Origin of the sequence: Massilia aquatica (genome assembly GCF_011682045.1) — a bacterium.
Taxonomy (GTDB): domain Bacteria; phylum Pseudomonadota; class Gammaproteobacteria; order Burkholderiales; family Burkholderiaceae_D; genus Telluria_A; species Telluria_A aquatica.
Genome location: NZ_VVIW01000006.1, coordinates 312,760 through 334,504, shown reverse-complemented (window position 1 = coordinate 334,504; position 21,745 = coordinate 312,760). Strand labels below are relative to the sequence as shown.

The following is a 21,745-nucleotide window of genomic DNA, read 5'->3' as shown; positions in this document are numbered from 1 at the left end:
GGGAATCCATAGCACTTGTAAGCATAGGTGCTATGGATTCCCGCCAAGGGGGCCGCCGAGGCCGGGAACGACGAGGGTGCGGGTAACTCAAACCGCCGCCTCGCTCGCCAGCGCCAGAAACGCCTGCACCAGCGGCGCATGCTCGCCCTTCCTCTGCGCCAGCAGCAAGGTGGTGGTCGCTCCCGCGTCGAGCAGCGGCCGGTAGCACACTCCATCCATCCTGATCCGCTCGAACGACCCTGGCAGCACCGACACCCCGCATCCGGCCGCCACCAGCCCGATGATGGTCGACGCTTCGCCAGCCGTCTGCTCCACCCTCGGCACGAACCCGGCATCGCGGCACAACCTGAAAATCTGCGGATAAATCCCGGTCCCCGCGCTGTGCGGATACATCACGAACGGCAGCCCGGCCATCTCGCTGAGCGCGACCGCTTGCTTGCGCGCCAGCGCCAGCCCGGTCGGCAGCACCGCCACCAGCGGATCTTCGCGCAGCGCCGTCAAGCCGATATTCTCGGGCAGCCCATTTTCCGGCGGGCGCACGAAGCCCAGATCGAGCTCGCGCCGCGCCAGTTTGTCGAGCTGCGGCACGGTGGCCATTTCGTGCAAGGTCAAGGTCACCGCCGGATACTGCTGCCGATAGCGGTTGATCACGTTCGCAAACAAGGGCGTGAGCGGCGTCGAGAAGGTGAAGCCGATGCGCAGTTCGCCCGCCTCGCCGCGTTCGGCCCGGCGCGCGGTGCTGGCCGCCTGCTCCGACAGGGCCACGATGCGGCGCGCATCGTCCAGGAACAGTTTGCCCGCTTCGGTCAGCCTCACCCAGCGCTTGGTGCGCTCGAACAGCTGCGCGCCGACGTCGGCTTCCAGCATCTGGATCGCATGGCTCAGCGGCGGCTGGCCGATGTGCAGGCGCTCGGCGGCGCGCGTGAAATGCAGTTCCTCGGCCACGGCGATGAAGTAGCGAAGCTGGCGAAATTCCATGTTTGTTATCTAGTCAGTGTATGAGAAACGAGTTAAATATATATTGGACAGTATAAAAGCGCAAACCTAAGATGACTCCAGTCTATTCACTTCGGGTTGTCCATCATGTCATCGAGCGCCGTTACCGCCGGTTCCCCCGCTTTCAAGCGCATTAACCGCGCCATGCTGTGCGGCGGCTTTTCCGCCTTCGCGCTGCTGTACTGCGTGCAGCCGCTCATGCCGCTGCTGGCGCACCAGTTCGCGCTCACGCCGGCCCAAAGCAGCTGGTCGCTGTCGATCGCCACCCTGGCGCTGGCGGTGTCGCTGGTGATCAGCGGCGCGCTGTCGGACCGCATCGGCCGCAAAAAACTCATGACCTTCGCGCTGGTCGGCGCCGCCGTCTTCACCGTGCTGACCGCCGTCGCCCAGAACTACGTTCAACTGCTGGTGCTGCGCGCCTTGCTCGGCTTTTCGATGGGCGGCGTGCCGGCGGTGGCCATGGCCTACCTGAGCGAAGAGATCGAAGGGCCATCGCTCGGACTGTCGATGGGCCTGTACATCAGCGGCACCGCGCTCGGCGGCATGGCGGGCCGGGTGATCGCCTCGGTCGTGAGCGACCATTACTCGTGGCGCCTGGCGCTCGGCGCGATGGGCGCCGCCGGCATCCTCGCCGCCTGGGAGTTCGCGCGCAGCCTGCCGGAGTCGCAGAACTTCAGGGGTGGCAAGCCGGGCGTGCGTGGTTTGCTGGAAGGCGCGCGCACCCATTTGCGCGACGACGGCATGCCGTGGCTGTTCGCGCTGGGCTTCCTGGTGATGGGGGTGTTCGTGAGCCTGTATAACTACATCGGCTACCGCATGCTGGCCGCGCCGTTCCATATGAGCCAGAGCGCGGTGGGGGCGATGTCGGTGCTGTACCTGATCGGGATGTTCAGTTCCGTGTGGGCCGGCCGCCTGGCCGACCGCATCGGACGGCGCAATGTGCTGTGGATGGTCACCGTGATCATGCTGGCCGGGCTGCTGCTGACCCTCTCCAGCCACCTGGTGCTGATTCTGGCGGGGATGAGCCTCTTTACCTTCGGCTTCTTCGGGACCCACTCGGTCACCAGCAGCTGGGTCGGACGGCGGGCGAGGGCGCCGCAGGCGCTGGCCTCGGCCATGTATCTGTTCTTCTACTATATCGGGTCGAGCGTGATTGGCGCGGGGTCGGGGATGGTATGGAGCGCGGCCGGCTGGAACGGCGTGGTGGCGCTGCTGGCACTGGCCCTCGGCCTGGCCCTGGCGATGGCGCTGCGCCTGCGCGGGCTGGCGCCAATCGAGGCGGCCGGCCTGAAGGCCGCGTAAGCGCAGCGATGGTGGAAAGGCAGGTGCTTACCTCTCCCAGATTTTCCATATCGGCTTGAGCAAGGGGCGCTTGGACATGGGTGTTGGCTCCGTGGCGGTGCCGGCGGCGGGCGCCTGCACCGCTGCCGGCACTGGCACCGGCACCTCCTTGGCCTGAAGCTGTTCCAACTGCCACCTTGCATGTTCGTCGGGCGGCTGCGCAATCGACGTGCCGCCACGGTGCGCCTGCTGTACGTAGTTGTGATGCGGCGTGGGCAAGGACTCCGAGCACTGCTTGGAACAGGAATTGACCAGCATCGGAAATACGTCGGTGCCGACTTTTAAGCTGATCCAGAGCTGCAAAACTTTGTCGTAGCCGGTGTCGGCGCTGCATACGCTGCACTTGAGCGTGTCGCCGTGATAGCGGACCGGATTTCCCTTCAGTAGCGGAAAATGCAGGCGGTGCTTGTAGTTCCCGTACAGGGCGCGGGTGCTGACCCGGCTGTCGATCAGGTTTGTGCAGCGCGTCAGCTCATACGGAAACCACTGCAAGCCATACGAGGTGTAGACGTCGAAGTGCGTCAACGCCGTCATGCCGCCGATTTCCGGAGGAATGCGCTTGAGCTTGCTACCGTAGAGATGCACCTTGGTGACGCGTTTTAACTTGCCGATCGATTCCGGCAGCGTAAAAATGGCGGCGTACAGTTCGGGGCCGAGTGCCTCGCGCGGCGCGAATTCGTCCGCGCCACTCGCTTCAAGTTCATCGATATAGCGGCACAGCGCCTTCCAGGCATCGGAAGAGCGGTCCTGGACCTCATTGTCGATCGCGGAAACGTGGCGGTTGAATTTCATGGCATGTGCTTTCGGGCTTGGGCGACACGACGACGGCGAGTCAGATTGCCCCCTTGGCCCGCAAGACCGCAATCTCTTCATCGCTGCGCCCCAGCAGATCGCGCAGCACTTCGTCGGTATGCTGCCCCAGCATCGGCGGCGGCAGATCGGCCTGGGCCGGCGTGAGCGACAATTTCATCGGACTGCGCACCAGCTTCACCTTGCCCGCCGCCGGATGATCCATCTCGATGGCCACGCCGCGCGCTTTCACCTGCTCGTTCTCGAACACTTCACCGACATCGTTGATCGGCCCGCACGGCACGCCGACCGCTTCGAGCTGGGCAATCCACGCGTCGCGCGTGCGCGTGGCGACCATGTCGGCCAGCAGCGGCACCAGCACGTCGCGGTGCTGCACGCGCAGCGGATTGGTGGCGAAGCGCGGGTCGCTCAGCAAATCGTCGCGCCCGCCCGCTTCCACGAACTTGCGGTACTGCCCATCGTTCCCTGTAGCGACGATGATATGCCCGTCGGCGCAGGCAAAGGTCTGGTACGGCACGATGTTGGCATGCGCATTGCCCCAGCGCTTGGGCGGCTTGCCGCTGTTAAGGTAATTGCTGCCTACATTGGCCAGCATCGCCACCTGCGTGTCGAGCAGCGCCATGTCGATGTACTGGCCCTGGCCCGAGCGGTCGCGGTGCGTGAGCGCGGCCAGCACCGCCACGGTGGCGTACATGCCGGTCATCAGGTCGGTCAGCGCCACGCCGGCCTTTTGCGGACCGCCGCCGGGCAGGTCGTCGCGCTCGCCGGTGACCGACATCAGCCCGCCCATGCCCTGGATCAGGAAGTCGTAGCCGGCGCGGTGCGCATACGGCCCGTCCTGCCCGAACCCGGTCACCGAGCAGTACACCAGGTCCGGCTTGATTTCCTTGAGGCTGTCGTAATCGAGGCCGTAGCGTTTCAGCTGGCCGACCTTGTAATTTTCCAGCACCACGTCGGCCTCGCGCGCCAGCTCGCGCACGATCGCCTGGCCCTCGGGCGTGGCAATATCGACCGTCACCGAGCGCTTGCCGCGGTTCGCGGTCAGGAAGTAGGCGGCCTCGCTGGTGTTGTTACCGTCGGCGTCGCGCGCGTACGGCGGGCCCCAGGCGCGCGTGTCGTCGCCCACGCCGGGTCGTTCGATCTTGATCACATCGGCGCCGAGATCGGCCAGGTTCTGGGAGCACCAGGGACCGGCCAGTACGCGCGACAGATCGAGTACGCGGATGTGGCCGAGCGCCTTGGGCATGCCCGAAAATGCTTGAGTCATTGTGTCTGCCTTGTTGCAAATCAGGCAGCAATTATATCGGCTCGCGCCCCTCTGTGGCCAAGCGCGCAACGCGGCCGGACCGCCCTGACCATTTTGTGATGAAAAGTGAAATTGGTCTGACCAATAAAGTAAATTGGACTAGCCGATTCTGAAGTTTGCTGGCATACTTAGCAAACCGACCGCAATCGCGTCCGCAATGTCCGGGCGTATGCGGGTACGGGCAGACAAGGCTATCAAAATGACGACACCCGAAAAAACCCCGCTCCATATCCGCATGCACGCGGACGACAACGTGGCCATCGTGGTCAACGATGGCGGCTTGCCGGCGGGGACGGTGTTTCCCGACGGGCTGGTGCTGGTCGACGCGGTGCCGCAGGGGCACAAGGTGGCCCTGAGCGATTTCGCCGAGGGCGATGCGGTCACGCGCTACAACGTGACGATCGGTTTTGCCGCCCGCGCCCTGCCCAAGGGCAGCTGGATTTCGGAAGCGGTGCTGCGCATGCCGGCCGCGCGCGAACTCGAAGGCTTGCCGATCGCCACCCGCAAGGCGCCGGTCATGGCCCCGCTGGAAGGCTACACCTTCGAAGGCTTCAGGAACGCCGACGGTTCGGTCGGCACGCGCAACATCCTGGCCATTACCACCACCGTGCAATGCGTCTCCGGCGTGGTCGAACACGCGGTCAAGCGCATCAAGAGCGAACTGCTGCCGCAGTACCCGAACGTGGACGACGTGGTCGGCCTCGAACACACCTACGGCTGCGGCGTGGCGATCGACGCGCCCGGCGCCGAGATCCCGATCCGCACCCTGCGCAACATCACCCAGAACCCCAACTTCGGCGGCCAGGCCATGGTGGTCAGCCTGGGCTGCGAAAAACTGCAGCCGGCGCGCCTGTTCCCGAAAGGCTCGATCCCCATTCTCAGTGGCGCCGACCCCGCCCACGTGTGCCTGCAGGATGACGGCCACGTGGGCTTCCAGTCGATGATCGACTCGATCATGCGCACCGCCGAGGTGCAGCTCAAGGCGCTCAACGCGCGCCAGCGCGAAACCTGCCCGGCGTCCGACCTGGTGGTGGGCGTGCAGTGCGGCGGCAGCGACGCCTTCTCGGGCGTGACCGCCAATCCGGCGGTCGGCTACGCCACCGACCTGCTGGTGCGGGCCGGCGCTACGGTGATGTTTTCGGAAGTGACGGAAGTGCGCGACGGGATCGACCAGCTCACTTCGCGCGCCGCAAATGCCGACGTGGCCGAGGCCATGATCCGCGAAATGGCATGGTACGATGCCTACCTGACGCGCGGCGGCGTCGACCGCAGCGCCAACACCACGCCGGGTAACAAGAAGGGCGGGCTATCGAACATCGTCGAAAAAGCGATGGGATCGATCGTCAAGTCGGGATCGTCCGCGATCACCGGCGTGCTCTTGCCCGGCGAAAAACTCAAACAGAAAGGGCTGATTTACGCAGCCACCCCCGCCAGTGACTTCATCTGCGGCACCTTGCAGCTGGCGGCGGGAATGAATATCCACGTGTTCACCACGGGGCGCGGCACGCCGTACGGCCTGGCCGAATGCCCGGTGATCAAAGTGGCCACGCGCAACGACCTGGCGCGCCGCTGGCACGACCTGATGGACGTGAACGCGGGCCGCATCGCCAGTGGCGAAGCGAGCATCGAAGACGTCGGCTGGGAGTTGTTCAAGCTGATGCTCGATGTGGCCAGCGGCCGCAAGACCTGGGCCGAACACTGGAAGCTGCACAATGCCCTGACCCTTTTCAATCCTGCACCGGTGACCTGATTATGAGCAAACCCTTCAAACGCATTTTGCTGACCGGCGCCGCCGGCGGCCTCGGACGCCAGCTGCGCGAGCGCATCAAACCATGGGCCGACATCGTGCGCCTGTCCGACCTGGCCGACCTTGGCCCGGCCGGCGAGGGCGAAGAAGTCGTGCAGTGCGACCTGGCCGACAAAGCCGCTGTGCTGGCGCTGATGGAAGGCGTGGACGTGGTCCTGCACTTCGGCGGCATTTCGGTCGAAGCGCCGTTCGACGCCATCATGCAAGCGAACATCCTCGGCATGGCCAACCTGTATGAAGCGATCCACAAGTGCGGCGTCAAGCGCGTGGTGTTCGCCAGCTCGAACCACACGATGGGCTTCTACAAGACCACCGACCTGGTCGACGCCGAGATGCCGCCGCGCCCGGACGGCATGTACGGCATCAGCAAGGTGTTCGGCGAATCGCTGTCGCGCTACTACTTCGACCGCTTCGGCATCGAAACCGTGTGCCTGCGCATCGGCTCCTGCTTCCCCAAGCCGGGCAGCGCGCGCATGATGATCACCTACCTGAGCCTGGACGACCTGGTCGAATCGCTGCGCTGCTCGCTGTTCGCCGCGCGCGTGGGCCACACCATCGCCTTCGGCGTGTCCGACAACAAGGCCAAATGGTGGGACGACCGCCATTCGCGCCATCTCGGCTTCGTGGCCAAGGACAGTTCGACCCAGTTCGAGGGCATGTTCCCGTTCACCGGCACCTACGCGCCGGACGACGACCTTGCCATCACCTACCAGGGTGGGCCTTTCCTGCTGACCGGGCCGAAATATAACTAAGCCGGCGTCGCTGGTCCTGCGCAGCGCGCAGCTGTCCGCCGAGATCCTTCCGGGTGTCGGCGGCGCTTTGTCGCGCCTGGACTGGACCGGCGGTGCCGAGCCGGTGCCGGTGCTGCGCCCGTACGCGGGCGGGGAGGGCGACGCCGCGCCGCGTCCGAACCAGCTGGCCTGTTTTCCGCTGGTGCCGTGGTCGAACCGCATGGCCGGCGGGTTTTCGTATGGCGGCGAGCGTTACCCCATTGCGCCGAACCGCGAAGGCGATCCGTTTCCGATGCATGGCGAAGGCTGGCAGCGGCCATGGACAGTGGCGTTCCAGTCGGCCAGCCAGGTGCTGCTGATGCTCGAACGGCGCGACGGCGCGCCGTTCTCGTACCGCGCCGCGCTCGATTACGCCCTGCGCGCCAATGTGCTGGTAGTGACGCTGGAGGTGACCAACACCGGCGCGCTGGCGCTGCCCTTCGGCCTGGGTTTGCATCCGTGGATGCCGCGCACCGCCGGCACCACCTTGCAAGCCGTGGCGCGCAGGGTGTGGATGGCGGGGCCGGACAAGCTGCCGTCGCACGCGCAGGCGATTGCCGGCGCGTGGTCGTTCGAGCGTGAACGCGCGCTGCCCGAGGGCGCGATCGACAATATCTTCGAAGGCTGGGACGGCAAGGCGCGCATTGCCTGGCCGGAGAATGGTTTGACGCTGGCGATCGAGGCCGATAGCGGCTACTACATCGTATATGCGCCGCCCGGCGGGGATTTTTTCTGCTTCGAACCGGTGGATCACCTGATCAACGCGCACAATATGGCGGGCGGGCCGGCCAGCCACGGCCTGACCATCCTGGCGCCGGGGCAGCGCTTGCGGCGCACCTTCCGGTTAACGGTGACCTGAGCTACGTCAACATCTGGGCCACGCCGCGCTCGATGGTCTGCACCACGCGCGAAGCCGGCTTGAATGCCAGTTCCATCACCTGCAACGCCAGCTGCGGCTGGGCGTCGCCGCACATGAAAATATCGGCCGCCGCAAAGCCGTATTCGGGCCAGGTATGAATCGAGATATGCGACTCGGCCAGCAGCAGCACGCCGGTTATGCCCATCGCCTCGCCGAAGCTATGAAAATGACTGTGCAGGATGCGCGCGCCGGCCGCTTCGGCGGCCGCGCGCAGCAGCGCGTCGATCTGCGCGCTCACCGTCAGCAGCGCCGCGTCGACGCCGTGGAAATCGGCCAGCAGATGAATGCCGGCGGGGCGATGCGCGGCCACCGTCATTTGTGCCCGCCGCCGCCGCCGCCGGAGCTGCCGCCGCTGGAACTCCAGCTGCTGCCACCGCCACTGCCACCCCCGCTACCGCCACTACTGCGCGAGCTGCTGCGCTCATTGGACGAGGAATCGAACATCGCAACCCAGCTGATGACCGTGGTGAGCACCGTCACCGCGATCGCATACATTAAATAGCGCGCGTTCATTCGTCATCCTTGTCGGCGATGCCCAACTGGGCGGGGAAATAAATCGCCAGCATTCCCAACACCACGAACACCAGCGACTTGCCGAAATTGACAATCAGCGGAATCAGGTTCAATCCGAGCATGACAAGGAAAAATATCCACAGGGCGCCCGACACGCCGCTGGCCTTTGCCGCTGGTACAGGCACGGGCGGCGTGGGCGAAACGGGAAGCGGCGGCACCTTGGGCGGCTTTGGCGGTTTTGGCGGCTTGGTTTTTTTGGGCGGGACAAACCACGCCATGACCTGGTCGGTGGCCACGAATTTGGAGCGCGACCAGTTCATCTCGTCGCTGGTGATCTCGGCCGCCAGGCTGGCCGCGCCATATTTGAATTCCACCACGCGGGTGCGGTCGCCGGCCTTGACGCGCCAGTTGAACGCTCCCGCGGCGGCCACCACCCGCGCCATGTAGTCATCGGACTTCTCGTAGGTGAACTTGTCGTCCCGGGCCACGTCGGGACGGTCGGGGTCCCACTCCGGCCAGTCGCTCATGACATCGGCGCGGAACCAGGCATGCGCGGTTTCGACCAGCCAGAAAAACCCCGCGCGCGGGCTGTACACCAGGTATTCGGTCCATTTGGTGCCGTCCTCGGACTCGAGGATCATGGCGCCGATCACGCTGCACTGGCTGCCCTGGATGTTGGCCGTGGCGCCGATCGCGATCGTGGTGCGCATGTTCGCGACTTTCTCGCCGGCCGCCAGCACCTTCGCTTCGGGGCCGGCGGCGTCGAGCTGCGCCTTGCAGGCCGGGCACACCAGGTTGGTCGCCACGCCCGGCAGGTAGCCGATGGTGCTGCCGCACGACGGGCAGTCGAGGGCGTCGATCTTGCCGCGGTACTTGCCGGCGCTGGCGCGGATCTGTTCATCGTCGCGCAGCAGCTGGCAGCGCATCCCGGCCAGGGTGACCGCCACGCCGGTGTACACCAGCGGTACTTCGCCGCCGGTGTAGTCGAGCGTGAGAAAGCGCGGGCCGCTGCGAAAATCGGCTACCCGGATGCGCCAGCCCGTGCCGACCCGGAACGGCAGCTCGCCCTGGCCGGCGATGCATTCGCCATTGCGCTTGTCCGCCGCCAGCCAGCGCTCGCCGTCGATGCGGCAGGCGGCGGCCATGCCGATCGCGTTAAAGCCGGGCAGCTCGCCGGCCACGGCGCGCACGCTGGTGAGCGTGTACAGGCCGGAAAAGTCGCCCAGCCAGGCGTTGCTGCCGTCGTCGTACAGCACATACCACTCGTTCCACATGCCCCTGGCGTAGCGCAGCTGGATGCGCCCGACCACCGTGAAATGGCGTCCGCCGGCGCTGCCGCTGGTGCCGATCTGGATCGGCGAATAGTCTTCCAGCACGGACGACATGGTGCCCAGGTTCTTGACCGCGTCGGCATCCTTGAGCAAGGTGGCGCGGCAGTACTCGCACACCGCCATGACGGCGGCGTGCGATTTGAAGCGGACTTCGGCGCCGCAGCTGGGGCAGGAGACAATGTGCATTTAGCCGAGCAGTTTTTTGAGCAGCTCCGTCTTGGTGCTGTTGTAGTCGTCCTGCGAGATCAGGCCCTTGTCGAGCAATCCCTTGAGTTTGATCAGGCGCTCCTCGATCGGATCGACCTCGGGCACCGGCACGTGCAAGGGCGCGGTCGGCGCCGGCGGCACCTGCGGAATCATGGAGCCGCTCATGCCCTGCGCCATGGCGTGGCCCAGCATCGCGCCGGCCCCCAGGCCCGCGCCGATGCCGGCCAGGCCGCCCTCGTTCTGCGCCGCCAGCGGAATGCTGGTGGCGACCTGGAACTGGGTAAAGCCGCCCATCTTCTCGCTCGACAGGCCACCCTTCATGCCGGCCGAGATACGCTCGTCGAGCGCGGCCTGCAGTTCTTCGGGCAGGCTGACGCTGGCGACGTTGAATTCGTCGAGCCCCACCCCGTAGCGCCCGAAAGCGGCGTACAGGTCGCCCTTGACCTGCTGCGCCATCAGCGCCTGGTTGGCGGCCATGTCGAGGAAGGCCACCTTGGCGCTGCCGAGCGACGAAGCCATGGTGGCCATCAGGATGCCGCGCAGCTGGTCTTCGACTTCGTCGCGCGTGTAGACTTCGCGCGTGCCGCTGATTTCGGTGAAGAACAGGCGCGGATCGGCCACCCGGTACGAGTACATGCCAAAGGCGCGCACGCGGATCATGTCGAAGTCGGCATCGCGGATCGTGATCGGCTGCGGCGTGCCCCATTTGCGGCCGGTCTGCACGCGCGTGCTGAAGAAGTACACGTCCGACTTGAAGGGCGAATCGAAGAACTTGTCCCAGTTTTTCAGGTTGGTCAGCAGCGGCAGCGTGTTGGTGGTCAGCTTGTGGGTGCCGGGGCCGAAGACATCGGCGATCTTGCCCTCGTTGACGAACAGCGCCATCTGCGACTCGCGCACATTGAGGATGGCGCCGTTCTGGATTTCGAAGTCCTGCATGGGAAAGCGCCACGCCAGCACGCCGTCGTTCTCTTCGTTCCATTGCAGGACATCGATGAACTGTTTTCTGATGAATGAGCCAAGGGACATGTCGGTCTCCGGTAGGAATGCGTTAAATGAGGGCAGGGCAGGGCGGGGCAGGTCAGGAAACGGCGCCGGCGTTGACCAGGCCGACCGAGATCGCGATGGCGCCGAGCAGGCCGCCGAAGGCCGAATTATCGGCTTCGATCTGCTCGGACGCCATTTTCAGCAGGCGCGTGGTGACGTAGTACACCAGCACCTGGACCAGCATGGCGCCGGCCGCCCATCCGAGGAACTGGTAGTAGTCGCGGGTATGCATCATGGCCGAGGTGATGGTCAGGGAAAAGCCGATCAGGGCGCCGCCCAGCGCCAGCGCGGCCGCATGGTTGCCACCGCGGATCAGCTTCACTTCGTCGTAGGGCGTCATGCGCGTGTAAATGACAAAGAACACCATCACCAGTGCAACCGCTGTTGCAAGGTGGAGCAGATAGTTTAGGATGGCGGGCACGAAGTTTCCCCTGAAAGATGGTCGTAATGGCAGCGCACGACGATCTTAGAGCAAAAAGACAAGATGACCAAAAAAATTTTGATACTGTCCGTGTTCGTGGTGGCCTCCTGCGGGCTGGCCTACGAACTCATTGCCGGCGCCTTGTCGAGCTATTTGCTGGGTGATTCGATCCTCCAGTTCTCCACCATTATCGGCTGCTACCTGTTCGCCATGGGCGTGGGCGCGCACTTTTCCAGGTACGTGGCCGAAGAAGACGTGCTGTCGCGTTTTATCGACATCGAGCTGGCCGTGGGCCTGATCGGCGGCGTCTCGGCGGCGCTGCTGTTCATGACGTTTTCGTGGATGACGGCGCCGTTTCGCACCCTGTTGTATGTGCTGGTGTTCATGATCGGGGCGCTGGTCGGGATGGAAGTGCCGCTGGTGATGCGCGCCCTGAACGCGCGCGACACCGCCTTCAATGACCTGGTCAGCCGCGTGCTGACCTTCGACTACCTGGGCGCGCTGGCGGTGTCGCTGCTGTTCCCGCTGGTGCTGGCGCCCTACGTGGGGCTGGTGCGCACGGGCTTCCTGTTCGGGATGCTCAACGTCGGCGTGGGCTTCTGGACCCTGTACGTGTTTCGCGCCGAACTGACCAACATCGGCGCTCGCGTGCTGCGCGCATCGTTCGTCATGTTCGCGCTGGTGATGGGTTTCGCCCTGTCGGACCGCATGGTGCAGTGGGGCGAACATGGCCTGTTCGGCGACCAGATCGTGTATTCCACCACCACCCCCTACCAGCGCCTGGTGATCACGCGCTGGAAGGACGACACGCGCCTGTACATCAACGGCAACCTGCAGTTCTCGTCGCGCGACGAATACCGCTACCACGAAGCGCTGGTGCATCCGGCGCTGCAAGCCTTGCCGTGGGCGCGCAGCGTGCTGGTGCTCGGCGGCGGCGACGGCCTGGCGCTGCGCGAGGTGCTGCGCTACCCGAATATCAGGCAGGTCACCGTGGTCGACCTGGACCCGGCCATGACGCAGGCCTTCACCACCCGCCCGGAGCTGGTCAAGCTCAATGGCGGCGCGTTCGCCGACCCGCGCGTGAAAGTCGTCAATGCCGATGCCGCGATCTGGCTGCAAACCACGGGCGAGATGTTCGACGCGGCCATCATCGACTTTCCCGATCCGTCCAGTTTCGCGCTCGGCAAGCTGTATTCGGTGCCGTTCTACGGCATGCTGAAAAAACACGTGGCGGCCAAGGGGCTGATGGTGGTGCAATCGACCTCGCCCTTCTTTGCGCCGCACGCCTACTGGACCATCGACGCCACCCTGCGCGAGGTCGGCATGCGCACCTGGCCGTACCATGCCTACGTGCCCTCGTTCGGCGAATGGGGCTTCATCATGGCCTCGCCCGAGCATGAGTATGCGCCGCCGACCAGCTACCGGCTGCCGATGCGCTTTCTGAACGAAGCGACCACGCGCGAGATGTTCGCCTTCCCGCCCGACATGCCGCGCCTGGAAATGGCGCCGAACCGGCTCAATACGCAGTCGCTGGTGCACGAATTCGGCCAGGACTGGCGCCGGGTGATCCGCTGATGGACCGGCGCACCTTCCTGGCGCTGGCCGGCGGCGCGGGGGCGGCGGCGGCCAGCGCGGGGCTGTTCCGCCAATGGCTCGAAATGACGCCGGCCGTGCATTATCCGGGCCGCGCCGAAGGCCATTTTTTGCGGGATCTGCGCGATCGCGGCAAGCTGCTGGCCCCGAGCCAGGTGATCGAGACCGACATCGTCATTCTCGGTTCCGGCATCGCCGGCCTGACCGCCGCCTGGAAGCTCGAACGCGAAGGCCAGCGCAAAGTGCTGATGATCGACGGTCCGCAGCCGTTCGGGAACGCCGCCGGCGGCAAGTTTGGCGAACTGGCCTATCCGACCGGCGGCTATTACCTGCCGCTGGCGTCGGCCGAGTCGCTGCATGTGCGCGAGATTTTGTTCGACCTCGGGGTCATTACGCGCGACCCGTACGGCGACAAGCCTTACTACGACGAGCGCGCCATCCTGCACGGCCCCGCCGAGCGCCTGCTGTTCAAGGGCCGCTGGCAGGAAGGCTTGATTCCGGCCGACGGCGTGAGCGCGCAGGAACTGGCCGAGCACGCGCGCTTTTTCGCCGAGGTCGAGCGCCTGCGCACGCTGCGCGGCAGCGACGGCCAGCGCGTGTTCGCGTTCCCGAGCGCGTCGTCGTCGCGCGACCCGGCCTTCGACGCGCTCGACCGTATCACCTTCAAGGACTGGCTGGAGCAGCAGGGCTACCGTTCGCCGACCCTGCACTGGTACCTGAACTACTGCTGCCGCGACGACTACGGCACCCGGTACGACAAGGTGTCGGCCTGGGCCGGACTGCATTACTTCGCCAGCCGCGGCGGGCAGGCGGCCAACGCCGGCAACGGCGCCTGGCTCACCTGGCCGGGCGGGATGCAGGCGCTGGCCGACAAGCTGGCCGCCGCATCGGGCGTGCGGCGCCGCCCCGGCAGCGCCGTCTCGCTGGGGCGCAGCGGGGATGGTGTCGAAGCCCTGTGCTTCACGCTCGACGGCGGCGTGGCGCGCACCACGCTGGTACGGGCGCGCAAGGCGATCTGCGCGATGCCGCTGTACGTGGCCGCGCGCGTGGTCGAGAACATCGGCGCGTATGGCTTCGATGCGAAGCGCCACATGCCCTCGTACGCGCCGTGGCTGGTGGCGAACTTCCTCATGAAGGACTTCCCGCGCGAGCTGCCGCAGGCGCCGCTGTCGTGGGACAACGTGGTGTACCAGGAACCGGGCCTGGGCTACGTGGTCTCGACCCACCAGGATATCCGCGTCGCGCCGCCCGACAAGACCGTGTTTTCCTCCTACGTGGCGCTGTCGGACCGCACTCCCGAGGCGGCGCGCAAGTGGATGATGGGCGCCAGCCCCGGCGAACTGGTGGCGCTGGCCAGCGCCGACCTGGCCAGCGCCTACGGCTGGAAGTTCGCGGCCTGCGTCGAGCGGGTCGAGATCACCCTGCGCGGGCACGCGATGGCCGCGCCCCTGCCGGGCTTTCGCAGCAATGCGGGGCTGAAGGCCTTGCGCGACGCCGATGACCCGATCGTGTTCGCGCATGCCGACCTGTCGGGTTTTTCGGTGTTCGAGGAAGCCGCGTGGTGGGGCGTGCAGGCCGCGCTGAAGGTGTTGAAATAGGCGCTTGCTGATTGCCGCTTACTGATAAGTGGCGACGATGCGCTGCCAGGCCGGATCGCTCTTGAGTTGTTTGAGCACCGGCGCGATTTTTTCGAAAGCGGCGGCGTGGCTGCGCGGCGCCAGCATGCGCCGTTCGGTGGGCGCACTGGCCAGGGTGGCCAGGTGCAGCCTGGCCGTCATGCCGTGCGCGCGCATGAAGTAGCGCGCCATCGATTCGGCCACGATCACGCAGTCGACCCGGCCAAGCAGCATTTTTTCGATGTTCTTCTCGTCGCTCGGTCCTTCGCTGCGCAGCATGCCCGAGCGGGCCAGCCAGGCGTCGATGCCGGGATAGTGGTAGCCGAAGGTGACCCCGACCGAGGCGCCGACCAGGCTGGCCGGCGCGTCCGGACTGACCGGTTTTGCCGCCATCGACACCAGCGCGTAACGGTCAATGGCGAAGGGCGCCGACCACAGGTATTTTTTCTGCTCCACGTCGTCGAACCACTCCGGCATCATGCCGATCACCATGCCGTCGATGCTGCCGTCTTCCAGCTTGACCTGCAGGCGCTTGCGCGGCATGTACTGGAGCCGGAAGGTCAGGGTGCCGAGCTTGCGCTGGTTCAGGTAGGCGATCAGGTCGGGGTACATGCCACGCCCGTCGGCCAGCATCAGCGGGGCGAAACTGGCGCTGGTGTAGACCGTGACCTCCTGGGCCGGCGCGCTTTTGGCCGGCAGCAGCGCGCACAGGACCAGCAGGGCCAGGGCCAGGTGCTTCATGATGCCGGCGCCGCCTGGCCGTGTTTCACCGCATGCGCCTCGGCGTCGAGCGTGGCCAGGAACAGGTCGCGTTCGGCGTCGACGATGCGGTCGACCCGGTCCTCGTCCATGCCGAGCGCTTCGAACACGAAGGCCGACAGTTGCAGGCTCGCCTCCAGCGTTTCGGGCACGACGATGGTGGCGCCGGCGCGTTTCAGTTCGCGCGCATGCGCTTCGTCGCGCGAGCGCGCCAGCAGCGGCACGTCGGGAAATTCGCGCCGGATGCCGCGCACCGCGTGCAGGGCCGACGCCGGATGGTCCATCGTCAGCACGATCGCGGGCGCCTCGCCGGCGTTCACATGGCGCAGCAGCTCGGCGCGCGCGGCATTGCCGAAGTAGACCGGCAAGCCCTGGCCGTGCATTCTGGTGGCCAGGCGCGCATCGTTTTCAAAGGCGATGTAGCCGATGCCTTCGGCCGTGAGCAGCTTGGCCAGCTGCTGGCCGACCCGCCCGAAGCCGGCGATGATGATGTGGCCGCGCGCGGCGGCGAGTGCCGCCTGGTTGGGCGTGGCTGCCTGCTCGTCGCCGCGCGGCTCCCAGCGCGTGCCGATTTCGCGCCCCAGGCGCGCCAGCATGGGCGTGACGAACAGCGACAGGCCGACGGCCAGCATGACGCGCGCGCCCAGGTCGGCGTCGACCAGTTTGCTGGCGGTGGCGTAGCCGATCACGATGAAGGCGAACTCGCCGCCCTGGCCGAGCAGCAGGCCGCCTTCGACCGCGCGGCCCCAGCTCAAGCCGCCAATGCGGAACAGCACGGCGATCACCAGCGCCTTGATGGCGATCAGGCCGAACACGGCGGCGGCCAGCCACAGCGGCGCGTCGATGATCTGGCGCGCGTCCATGCCCATGCCGACCGTCATGAAGAACAGGCCCATCAGCAAGCCCTTGAACGGCTCGACCATCAGTTCGACTTCGTGCTTGAATTCGGTTTCGGCCAGCAGCAGGCCGGCGATCAGGGCGCCGAGCGCCATCGACAGGCCGGCCGCCGCGCTCAGGCCGGCGATGCCGAGGGTCGAGAGCAGCACCAGCGCCATGAACACGTCGGGCTGGCGATGCCGTGTGAAGATGCGGAACAGCGGGTGGATCAGGCGTCCGCCGACCAGGTAGATCAGGGCGATGGCGGCTGCCGCCTTGACCATGGTGATGGCCACCAGCGAAACGATGCCGTCGGACTCGCCCTTGGCCATGACGCCGATCAGGATCAGCAGCGGCACCACCGCCAGGTCTTGCAGCATCAGGATCGAAAAACCGGCCTGGCCGAGCGGGGTGTTGGTGCTGTGCTGTTCATTCATCAGCGCAATGACCACGGCGGTCGACGAGAGCGAGAGCACGATGCCGAGGATGACGGCGCTCTCGACCCGGTGCCCGAGCAGGTGGATGACCGTGCCCAGCACGGCGGCGCTGATGCAGACCTGGGCCGTGCCGGCGCCGAACACCCAGCGCCGCAGCGACCACAGGCGGGCGGCCGACAGTTCCAGGCCGATCATGAACATCAGGAACATGACGCCCAGTTCGGCCAGCGCCACCACGCCTTCGGCGCGCGGGAAGGTGAGATAGGCCAGCCACGGATGGCTGTCGGCGAACAGGCCGAGGCCGAACGGGCCGAGCAGGGCGCCCACGGCCAGGAATCCGAGCACCTGGTTGATGCGCAGGCGTTGCAGCGTGGGAATCAGGATGCCCGCCAACGAGAGGAACAGGAGGATTTCGCGCAGGAAGGGGAAGGCGTGTTGCTCTTGCACGGGTAGGGCCTGTCGTGTGGTTGGTCGCGCTTGCCATTCTATAACAGGGGGTACGCCGTGGCGGGGCGTTTCTGCCGGTGGCTAGCAGCCTGTCGGACTTGGGATCGTCGGCTGCAAAAATACCCGGGACGGTCCATATTTCGCCGCTTTCTCGGCCAATAGCTAGCTATTGGCACTGCGAAATCGTCAAAATCTGGCCTCGCCCAGCTATTTTTTCGCTTCGACTCCCCAAGTCCGACAGGCTGCTAGGCTGGCGGCCGTGCTGTTGCCTTGCGACCGCGCAAAAGCTTGAATGTATCTGCAAGGCAAGATGATGGACCTGCCGCCTCATCGGAGTTACTGTATGAAGCCTTCGTTTTTCGCCGTCCGCACCAATTATCCGAGCCGCGCCTTGCTTGACCGCGCCGCGCTGTACAAGGCAATCGGCTGGGATGCCCTGATCGGCGTGACGGCCTACCAGAACACCTGCGCCACCCGGGTCAGCCTGGCGCTGGTGCGCGCCGGCATGCGCCTGCCGGGACGCCTGTCCATCCTGAAAGGCGAGTACAAGGGCAGCCTGATCGAACCCGGTCATGCGCGCCTGTCGATCCTGTTGCAACGCCGCAACCTGCTCGGCCTGCCCGAGATGTATCGCGCCGGCCTGGCGCGCCAGGCCATCGGCAAGCGCAGCGGGATCGTGTCGTTCTGGCGCATCCAGGACGGCGAGGGGCCGGACGAAGGGCACATTGATATCGTCTATCCGGACCCGAACGCGGACGGCAACCCCGCCTGCGGCACCGAATGCTACTGGCAAGCCCAGGAAATCTGGTTCTGGCCGCTCGATTAAGCGGCGTGGAATTTTGTTCAGCTCGCTTGCTGGCGCCTCCCCGTATTGGCCTGCTGGCGCGTATCGGTGCAGTGGATCGGCTGCGCCAGTTCGATGGTGTCGCCGCGCGCCTGCCCGCCGCGCGCGTGCAGAAAGCGCTGGAGCGCGTCGTCCAGGCCCGGCATCAGCATGCCGCGCTCGGTGTGCAGGGCGCTGTAGGCCGGGCGCGGCGCCAGGTAGCGGCAGGCGGCGCCCGGCTGGGCTTCGAGCCGGCTGGCGTCGACCCCGGCCTGGCGCGCCGCCTTGCCGGCCAGTTCGGCCCAGGTGAGCGGGTCGCCATTGGTCAGGTGCCAGACCCCGCTTTCCTTGTCGATGGCCAGGTCGAGGCAGGCGTTGACCAGATCCGGCACATAGGTCGGGGTGACCGTGATGTCGCTGGCGGCCGCGAACGGCTCGCCGCTTTCCAGGCTGGCCAGCGCCTGGGTCACGAAGTTGTGGCTGTCCCAGGGGCCGAAGAAGGAGCTGGTGCGCACCACCAGCGCACCCGGTTGCCGCCCGAGGACGGCGCGCTCGGCGGCGGCCTTGCTTTTGCCGTAGATGTTGATCGGGGTGACGTGGTCGCTTTCCATATAGGGACTGTCGCGGCGGCCGTCGAACACCAGGTCGCTCGAAAAGGTGGTCAGGTGCACGCCGTGGCGGGCGCAGGCGGCGGCCAGCACCGCCGGGCCGGCGACGTTGTCGCGAAAGCAGCGTTCCACATCGTTCTCGGCCTCGTCCACCCGCACATAGCCGCTGGCGTTGATGACCGCCCAGGGCTGGTGGCACTGCATGGCTTGCTCGACCGACACCGGGTCGGCGATATCCATCTGCTGGCGGCTGAGCAGGCGGTAGGCCAGGTTGCGGCGCGCGCAGATGCGGGCGAAGGCGCGCCCCAGGGTGCCGGTGGCGCCGGCGATCAGGATCGGGGCGGACGCCGTGCCGACCAGGCTGTGGCCGTCCGCCGTGATCGAGGTCGGCGCTTCGGGCGTGGCCACCGGCGGGCACAGGCAGCGCCCGGCGCGGCGCCACCAGCCCTGGCCGCGCAGCACCGGGTGGGTGGGTGCGCGCCCGGCGGCCAGTTCGCGCATCATGGCCGCCAGCGCGGTGGGACGCGGCAGCGGCGAACGCACGTCGAACGGCCCCGGTTCGTAATAGCCGCGGCAGGCGGTGACCAGGCAGTTCCAGTCGAACGAGCCGAGCAGCGCCCAGACGGTGACGGCGCGCAGGTCGATGCCGTTGCGCCGCGCTTGCTGGCCGGCTTCCCACACTTCCAGCAGCCAGCGCAACTGGTCTTCGCGGTTGGCGTCGATGTGCGCTTCGGTCACCGCCAGTGCAATGCCGTAGCGGTCCCAGGCTTCTTGCAGTAGCGGGCCGATGCCGGGCGTGGGCGTGGCCAGGGCGCGCGCGGTTTCGATGTCGGCGCAGGGCACGCCGTTGGCGTCGCCGCGAAAATTGGCGGGATAGCGCTCGACCCGGTGGTCCAGCCAGCGTTCGCTGGTGACGTAGTAATTGGCGCCGATGATGTCGGGCGGGCAGGGATTGTCGCGCAACCAGAGCAGCCCGGCCGGGTCGGCGCCGTGGCCGGTCAGGTAGTCCCACAGGGCATGCCCGCGGTCGACCTTGCCGCACAACAGGTCCCAGGCCAGCCAGCGCCGCTCGTTGTAAAAGCTGGCGCAGCGGGCCATGGCGGGCGTGCTGTAGGTCTTGCCGAGGTCGTCGGTCTGGACCAGGCGCGCATGCGGGTTGACGCGCCGGATCGCGCGCATTGACAGCACGGTGGCGCGGCACTGGATCAGCAGCGCCTGCACGAAACTGCGGTCGTCGCGGCCGTGCGGGTACCACAGGCCGTACAGGCCGGAAAAACGCGCCGTGGTGAGCGGTTCGTTGACGGGGGTGTAGGCGTCGATCCACGGGTAGCGCGCGGCTACCGCGCCGGCGTACCCGGCCAGCCCGGTGGCAAAGCCGGGGTCGGTCAGGCAGGTCGTGCGCGGGCCGCTGCCGTGGTGCACCAGCCCGGCGATGGGGCCGATGCCGGCCTCGCGCAGGGCTTGCAGGCGCTGGTCTGGCCAGCGCCAGTCGGCGCGTGCCAGGCCGTCGGGCGCCACCCGTTCCCATAGCAGCGGGTAGCGGATCGTGCCGATTCCCAATGAGGCGAAGCGGGCCACATCGTCGGCGCGCTCGTGGTGTCCATTCCTTTCTATCTGGCTGAAGTAGTTGTCTCCCACACGGTTGACCGTGCATTCGAGCCCGCCCCAGAGGGCGAGCGGCTGGCGTGTTGCATCGCTGTCAATTGTTTGCATAGGCTCACTCATACCATTTAAGCAATTTGAAATTTAGATATCCGGCGCTGCGGAAAGTTCAGTTTGTTGATGCGGGATCGGTGGTGGTGGCAAAAAACAACGAGAAATTGCTTTTGGGAAGGGGATTTTTGTTAACTGTGCACAAACATGATATGGATCAATGATATGATTCGCTATCAATTACGTAACAATAATTTCCTTCAGGATAACAGTTAGGGTCTTCATGAAATTCACAGCACTCCTGGGCGGCTTGTTTGCCGCCGCCATGCTCGTCAGCGGCGCCGCGCGCGCTGAACTGGTCACCAACGGCAGCTTCGAAGTCAACAAATCGTCCGGTTCGTGGCAGCAATTCAACGCCGTCAATGGCTGGACCTCGAGCAACGGCGTTTTCGAAATCCAGAAAGGCGCCAAGCAGGGCGGCGAGGCTGGTTTCAATGCGTACGCAGCCAATGGCCGCCAGTACCTGGAACTGAACAGCACCGGCCTGAGCTCGGTGTGGCAGATGATCAACACGTCGGAAGCCGGCCTGTATTCGGTCTCGTTCGCGTTTTCGGGCCGTCCGGACACCGCCGGCGGCGCCAACAGTGCGATGAATGTGTACTGGGGCGACACCAAGCTCAACGATTCGCTGTTGATGGGCGGCACCAACGGCCAGTGGAGCTTCTTCAGCATCACCGACCTGGTCGCCACCAGCGCGCTGACCAAGCTGCGTTTTGAATCGGTGGGCCCGGGCTCGGCGCCAACCTACGGTTCCTACCTCGACGCCGTCTCGGTGGAAGTGAGCGCCGTACCTGAGCCGGAAACCTATGCCCTGTTCCTGCTGGGCCTGGCTGTTGTCGGCTTCACCACCCGCCGCAACAAAAAAGCCTGAGTTTCAGCGGCGAAACGCCAATAAAAAACGCCGCCGGGTTGATCGCCCGGCGGCGTTATTTTCGTTCTGGGCAAGGCGGGAGCGCAGTCCCGCGCGCCGTGCCTAGCTTGTGTCTTAGTCTTTCAGGTCGGCCGGCACTTTGCCGCCATTGGCTGCCAGCTTGTTCATGACCTGGCGGTGCAGCCAGATATTCATGGAAGCCGAATCGCTGGTGTCGCCCGTGTAGTGCAGTTCGGCGGCCAGTTCCTTGCGCGATTGCAGGCTGCTGTCGAGGTTCAGCAGCTTGAGCAGGTCGACGATCGAGGTGCGCCAGTTGAGCGCCTGGCTTTGCGGCATGCCGTTCAGGATCGCTTCGACATCAACCTGGTCCAGCGATGCTGGTGCTGGTGCTGCCGCAGGCGCGGCCGCTGGTGCTGCGCCGGCCGCAGGCGCTGGTGCCGCCTGAGTCGCTGTTGGCTGCACGGCTGGGTGGGAGGAAGGGAAGATTTTGTGGAAAATATTGCTGAGAATGCCCATGTAATACCTCTTTTGTTGTTG

Annotated in this window: 20 protein-coding genes; 8 read left to right on the top strand and 12 right to left on the bottom strand. The window is 65.9% G+C overall.

Features of this window, described 5'->3' with window-relative positions:
- Nucleotides 1-87: 87 nt before the first annotated feature.
- Entirely contained in the window at nucleotides 88-978 is an 891-nt protein-coding gene (locus F1609_RS13940; protein ID WP_167077010.1) for a LysR family transcriptional regulator, read from the bottom strand.
- Nucleotides 979-1,083: 105 nt separating this feature from the next.
- On the opposite strand from F1609_RS13940, the gene F1609_RS13935 reads away from it, so the two are divergent.
- The gene (locus tag F1609_RS13935; protein WP_167077009.1) at nucleotides 1,084-2,298 is read left to right on the top strand and encodes an MFS transporter; all 1,215 of its coding nucleotides are present in this window, start codon (nucleotides 1,084-1,086) and stop codon (nucleotides 2,296-2,298) included.
- Nucleotides 2,299-2,325: 27 nt separating this feature from the next.
- Here the strand turns inward: F1609_RS13935 and F1609_RS13930 are convergent, their stop codons facing one another.
- Together F1609_RS13930 and F1609_RS13925 are read right to left on the bottom strand one after the other, a co-directional pair.
- Nucleotides 2,326-3,129, bottom strand: coding sequence for a leucine-rich repeat domain-containing protein (locus tag F1609_RS13930; protein ID WP_167077008.1), 804 nt, complete (start codon nucleotides 3,127-3,129; stop codon nucleotides 2,326-2,328).
- 40 nt (nucleotides 3,130-3,169) lie between these two features.
- Complete coding sequence (locus F1609_RS13925; protein ID WP_229421874.1) at nucleotides 3,170-4,414, bottom strand: CaiB/BaiF CoA transferase family protein; 1,245 nt, start codon at nucleotides 4,412-4,414, stop codon at nucleotides 3,170-3,172.
- A gap of 238 nt (nucleotides 4,415-4,652) precedes the next feature.
- Here F1609_RS13925 and garD point away from each other — a divergent pair, with 238 nt between their 5' ends.
- The 3 genes from garD to F1609_RS13910 are packed head-to-tail and all read left to right on the top strand — an operon-like array spanning nucleotide 4,653 to nucleotide 7,889.
- Complete coding sequence (gene garD, locus F1609_RS13920) at nucleotides 4,653-6,203, top strand: galactarate dehydratase (protein ID WP_167077007.1); 1,551 nt, start codon at nucleotides 4,653-4,655, stop codon at nucleotides 6,201-6,203.
- A 2-nt stretch (nucleotides 6,204-6,205) separates the two neighbouring features.
- Entirely contained in the window at nucleotides 6,206-7,012 is an 807-nt protein-coding gene (locus F1609_RS13915; protein ID WP_167077006.1) for an NAD-dependent epimerase/dehydratase family protein, read from the top strand.
- Nucleotides 7,005-7,889 (top strand): aldose 1-epimerase, encoded by an 885-nt coding sequence (locus tag F1609_RS13910; RefSeq protein WP_370661627.1) that lies wholly within the window; start codon nucleotides 7,005-7,007, stop codon nucleotides 7,887-7,889. Before F1609_RS13915 ends, F1609_RS13910 begins: the two co-directional genes overlap by 8 nt.
- A gap of 1 nt (nucleotide 7,890) precedes the next feature.
- On the opposite strand, the gene speD is transcribed toward F1609_RS13910, so the two are convergent.
- From speD to F1609_RS13885, 5 genes are read right to left on the bottom strand one after another with little or no spacing between them, the layout of a single operon-like run.
- On the bottom strand, nucleotides 7,891-8,265 hold the full coding sequence (speD, locus tag F1609_RS13905) for an adenosylmethionine decarboxylase (protein WP_167077004.1): 375 nt from the start codon (nucleotides 8,263-8,265) through the stop codon (nucleotides 7,891-7,893).
- Nucleotides 8,262-8,462 carry a hypothetical protein gene (locus F1609_RS13900; protein WP_167077003.1) on the bottom strand — a complete coding sequence of 67 codons (201 nt, stop codon included), beginning with the start codon at nucleotides 8,460-8,462 and terminating at the stop codon, nucleotides 8,262-8,264. Before F1609_RS13900 ends, speD begins: the two co-directional genes overlap by 4 nt.
- Entirely contained in the window at nucleotides 8,459-9,979 is a 1,521-nt protein-coding gene (locus F1609_RS13895) for a DUF4178 domain-containing protein (RefSeq protein WP_167077002.1), read from the bottom strand. The genes F1609_RS13900 and F1609_RS13895 overlap by 4 nt, the downstream gene beginning before the upstream one ends.
- Nucleotides 9,980-11,026: an SPFH domain-containing protein gene (locus F1609_RS13890; RefSeq protein WP_167077001.1), complete on the bottom strand. Its 1,047-nt coding sequence runs from the start codon at nucleotides 11,024-11,026 to the stop codon at nucleotides 9,980-9,982.
- A 52-nt stretch (nucleotides 11,027-11,078) separates the two neighbouring features.
- Nucleotides 11,079-11,465, bottom strand: a complete 387-nt coding sequence (locus F1609_RS13885) for a DUF350 domain-containing protein (RefSeq protein WP_167077000.1) — start codon at nucleotides 11,463-11,465, stop codon at nucleotides 11,079-11,081.
- Nucleotides 11,466-11,528: 63 nt separating this feature from the next.
- Here F1609_RS13885 and F1609_RS13880 point away from each other — a divergent pair, with 63 nt between their 5' ends.
- Together F1609_RS13880 and F1609_RS13875 are read left to right on the top strand one after the other, a co-directional pair.
- Nucleotides 11,529-13,040, top strand: coding sequence for a polyamine aminopropyltransferase (locus F1609_RS13880; RefSeq protein ID WP_167076999.1), 1,512 nt, complete (start codon nucleotides 11,529-11,531; stop codon nucleotides 13,038-13,040).
- The gene (locus F1609_RS13875) at nucleotides 13,040-14,656 is read left to right on the top strand and encodes an FAD-dependent oxidoreductase (protein WP_167076998.1); all 1,617 of its coding nucleotides are present in this window, start codon (nucleotides 13,040-13,042) and stop codon (nucleotides 14,654-14,656) included. Before F1609_RS13880 ends, F1609_RS13875 begins: the two co-directional genes overlap by 1 nt.
- A gap of 18 nt (nucleotides 14,657-14,674) precedes the next feature.
- Here the strand turns inward: F1609_RS13875 and F1609_RS13870 are convergent, their stop codons facing one another.
- Both F1609_RS13870 and F1609_RS13865 read right to left on the bottom strand, forming a co-directional pair.
- A complete protein-coding gene (locus F1609_RS13870) occupies nucleotides 14,675-15,415 on the bottom strand; it encodes a substrate-binding periplasmic protein (protein ID WP_167076997.1) in 741 nt (246 codons plus the stop codon).
- Nucleotides 15,412-17,193, bottom strand: a complete 1,782-nt coding sequence (locus F1609_RS13865; RefSeq protein WP_167076996.1) for a cation:proton antiporter domain-containing protein — start codon at nucleotides 17,191-17,193, stop codon at nucleotides 15,412-15,414. The genes F1609_RS13870 and F1609_RS13865 overlap by 4 nt, the downstream gene beginning before the upstream one ends.
- A 343-nt stretch (nucleotides 17,194-17,536) precedes the next feature.
- Here F1609_RS13865 and F1609_RS13860 point away from each other — a divergent pair, with 343 nt between their 5' ends.
- Entirely contained in the window at nucleotides 17,537-18,019 is a 483-nt protein-coding gene (locus F1609_RS13860; RefSeq protein WP_167076995.1) for a T6SS effector amidase Tae4 family protein, read from the top strand.
- Between the two features lie 17 nt (nucleotides 18,020-18,036).
- Here F1609_RS13860 and F1609_RS13855 read toward each other — a convergent pair whose 3' ends face one another.
- A complete protein-coding gene (locus F1609_RS13855; RefSeq protein WP_167076994.1) occupies nucleotides 18,037-20,337 on the bottom strand; it encodes a sugar nucleotide-binding protein in 2,301 nt (766 codons plus the stop codon).
- A gap of 223 nt (nucleotides 20,338-20,560) precedes the next feature.
- On the opposite strand from F1609_RS13855, the gene F1609_RS13850 reads away from it, so the two are divergent.
- Nucleotides 20,561-21,208, top strand: a complete 648-nt coding sequence (locus tag F1609_RS13850) for a DUF642 domain-containing protein (protein WP_167077034.1) — start codon at nucleotides 20,561-20,563, stop codon at nucleotides 21,206-21,208.
- Between the two features lie 114 nt (nucleotides 21,209-21,322).
- Here the strand turns inward: F1609_RS13850 and F1609_RS13845 are convergent, their stop codons facing one another.
- On the bottom strand, nucleotides 21,323-21,724 hold the full coding sequence (locus F1609_RS13845) for a DUF3597 domain-containing protein (RefSeq protein ID WP_167076993.1): 402 nt from the start codon (nucleotides 21,722-21,724) through the stop codon (nucleotides 21,323-21,325).
- Between the last annotated feature and the right edge of the window lie 21 nt (nucleotides 21,725-21,745).

Excerpts from the sequence above, each read along its gene's own strand:
- F1609_RS13940 (WP_167077010.1), bottom strand. The coding sequence starts at position 978 with ATGGAATTTCGCCAGCTTCGCTACTTCATCGCCGTGGCCGAGGAACTG.
- F1609_RS13935 (WP_167077009.1), top strand. The coding sequence starts at position 1,084 with ATGTCATCGAGCGCCGTTACCGCCGGTTCCCCCGCTTTCAAGCGCATT.
- F1609_RS13930 (WP_167077008.1), bottom strand. The coding sequence starts at position 3,129 with ATGAAATTCAACCGCCACGTTTCCGCGATCGACAATGAGGTCCAGGAC.
- F1609_RS13925 (WP_229421874.1), bottom strand. The coding sequence starts at position 4,414 with ATGACTCAAGCATTTTCGGGCATGCCCAAGGCGCTCGGCCACATCCGC.
- garD (WP_167077007.1), top strand. The coding sequence starts at position 4,653 with ATGACGACACCCGAAAAAACCCCGCTCCATATCCGCATGCACGCGGAC.
- F1609_RS13915 (WP_167077006.1), top strand. The coding sequence starts at position 6,206 with ATGAGCAAACCCTTCAAACGCATTTTGCTGACCGGCGCCGCCGGCGGC.
- speD (WP_167077004.1), bottom strand. The coding sequence starts at position 8,265 with ATGACGGTGGCCGCGCATCGCCCCGCCGGCATTCATCTGCTGGCCGAT.
- F1609_RS13900 (WP_167077003.1), bottom strand. The coding sequence starts at position 8,462 with ATGAACGCGCGCTATTTAATGTATGCGATCGCGGTGACGGTGCTCACC.
- F1609_RS13895 (WP_167077002.1), bottom strand. The coding sequence starts at position 9,979 with ATGCACATTGTCTCCTGCCCCAGCTGCGGCGCCGAAGTCCGCTTCAAA.
- F1609_RS13890 (WP_167077001.1), bottom strand. The coding sequence starts at position 11,026 with ATGTCCCTTGGCTCATTCATCAGAAAACAGTTCATCGATGTCCTGCAA.
- F1609_RS13880 (WP_167076999.1), top strand. The coding sequence starts at position 11,529 with ATGACCAAAAAAATTTTGATACTGTCCGTGTTCGTGGTGGCCTCCTGC.
- F1609_RS13875 (WP_167076998.1), top strand. The coding sequence starts at position 13,040 with ATGGACCGGCGCACCTTCCTGGCGCTGGCCGGCGGCGCGGGGGCGGCG.
- F1609_RS13870 (WP_167076997.1), bottom strand. The coding sequence starts at position 15,415 with ATGAAGCACCTGGCCCTGGCCCTGCTGGTCCTGTGCGCGCTGCTGCCG.
- F1609_RS13860 (WP_167076995.1), top strand. The coding sequence starts at position 17,537 with ATGAAGCCTTCGTTTTTCGCCGTCCGCACCAATTATCCGAGCCGCGCC.
- F1609_RS13855 (WP_167076994.1), bottom strand. The coding sequence starts at position 20,337 with ATGCAAACAATTGACAGCGATGCAACACGCCAGCCGCTCGCCCTCTGG.
- F1609_RS13850 (WP_167077034.1), top strand. The coding sequence starts at position 20,561 with ATGAAATTCACAGCACTCCTGGGCGGCTTGTTTGCCGCCGCCATGCTC.
- F1609_RS13845 (WP_167076993.1), bottom strand. The coding sequence starts at position 21,724 with ATGGGCATTCTCAGCAATATTTTCCACAAAATCTTCCCTTCCTCCCAC.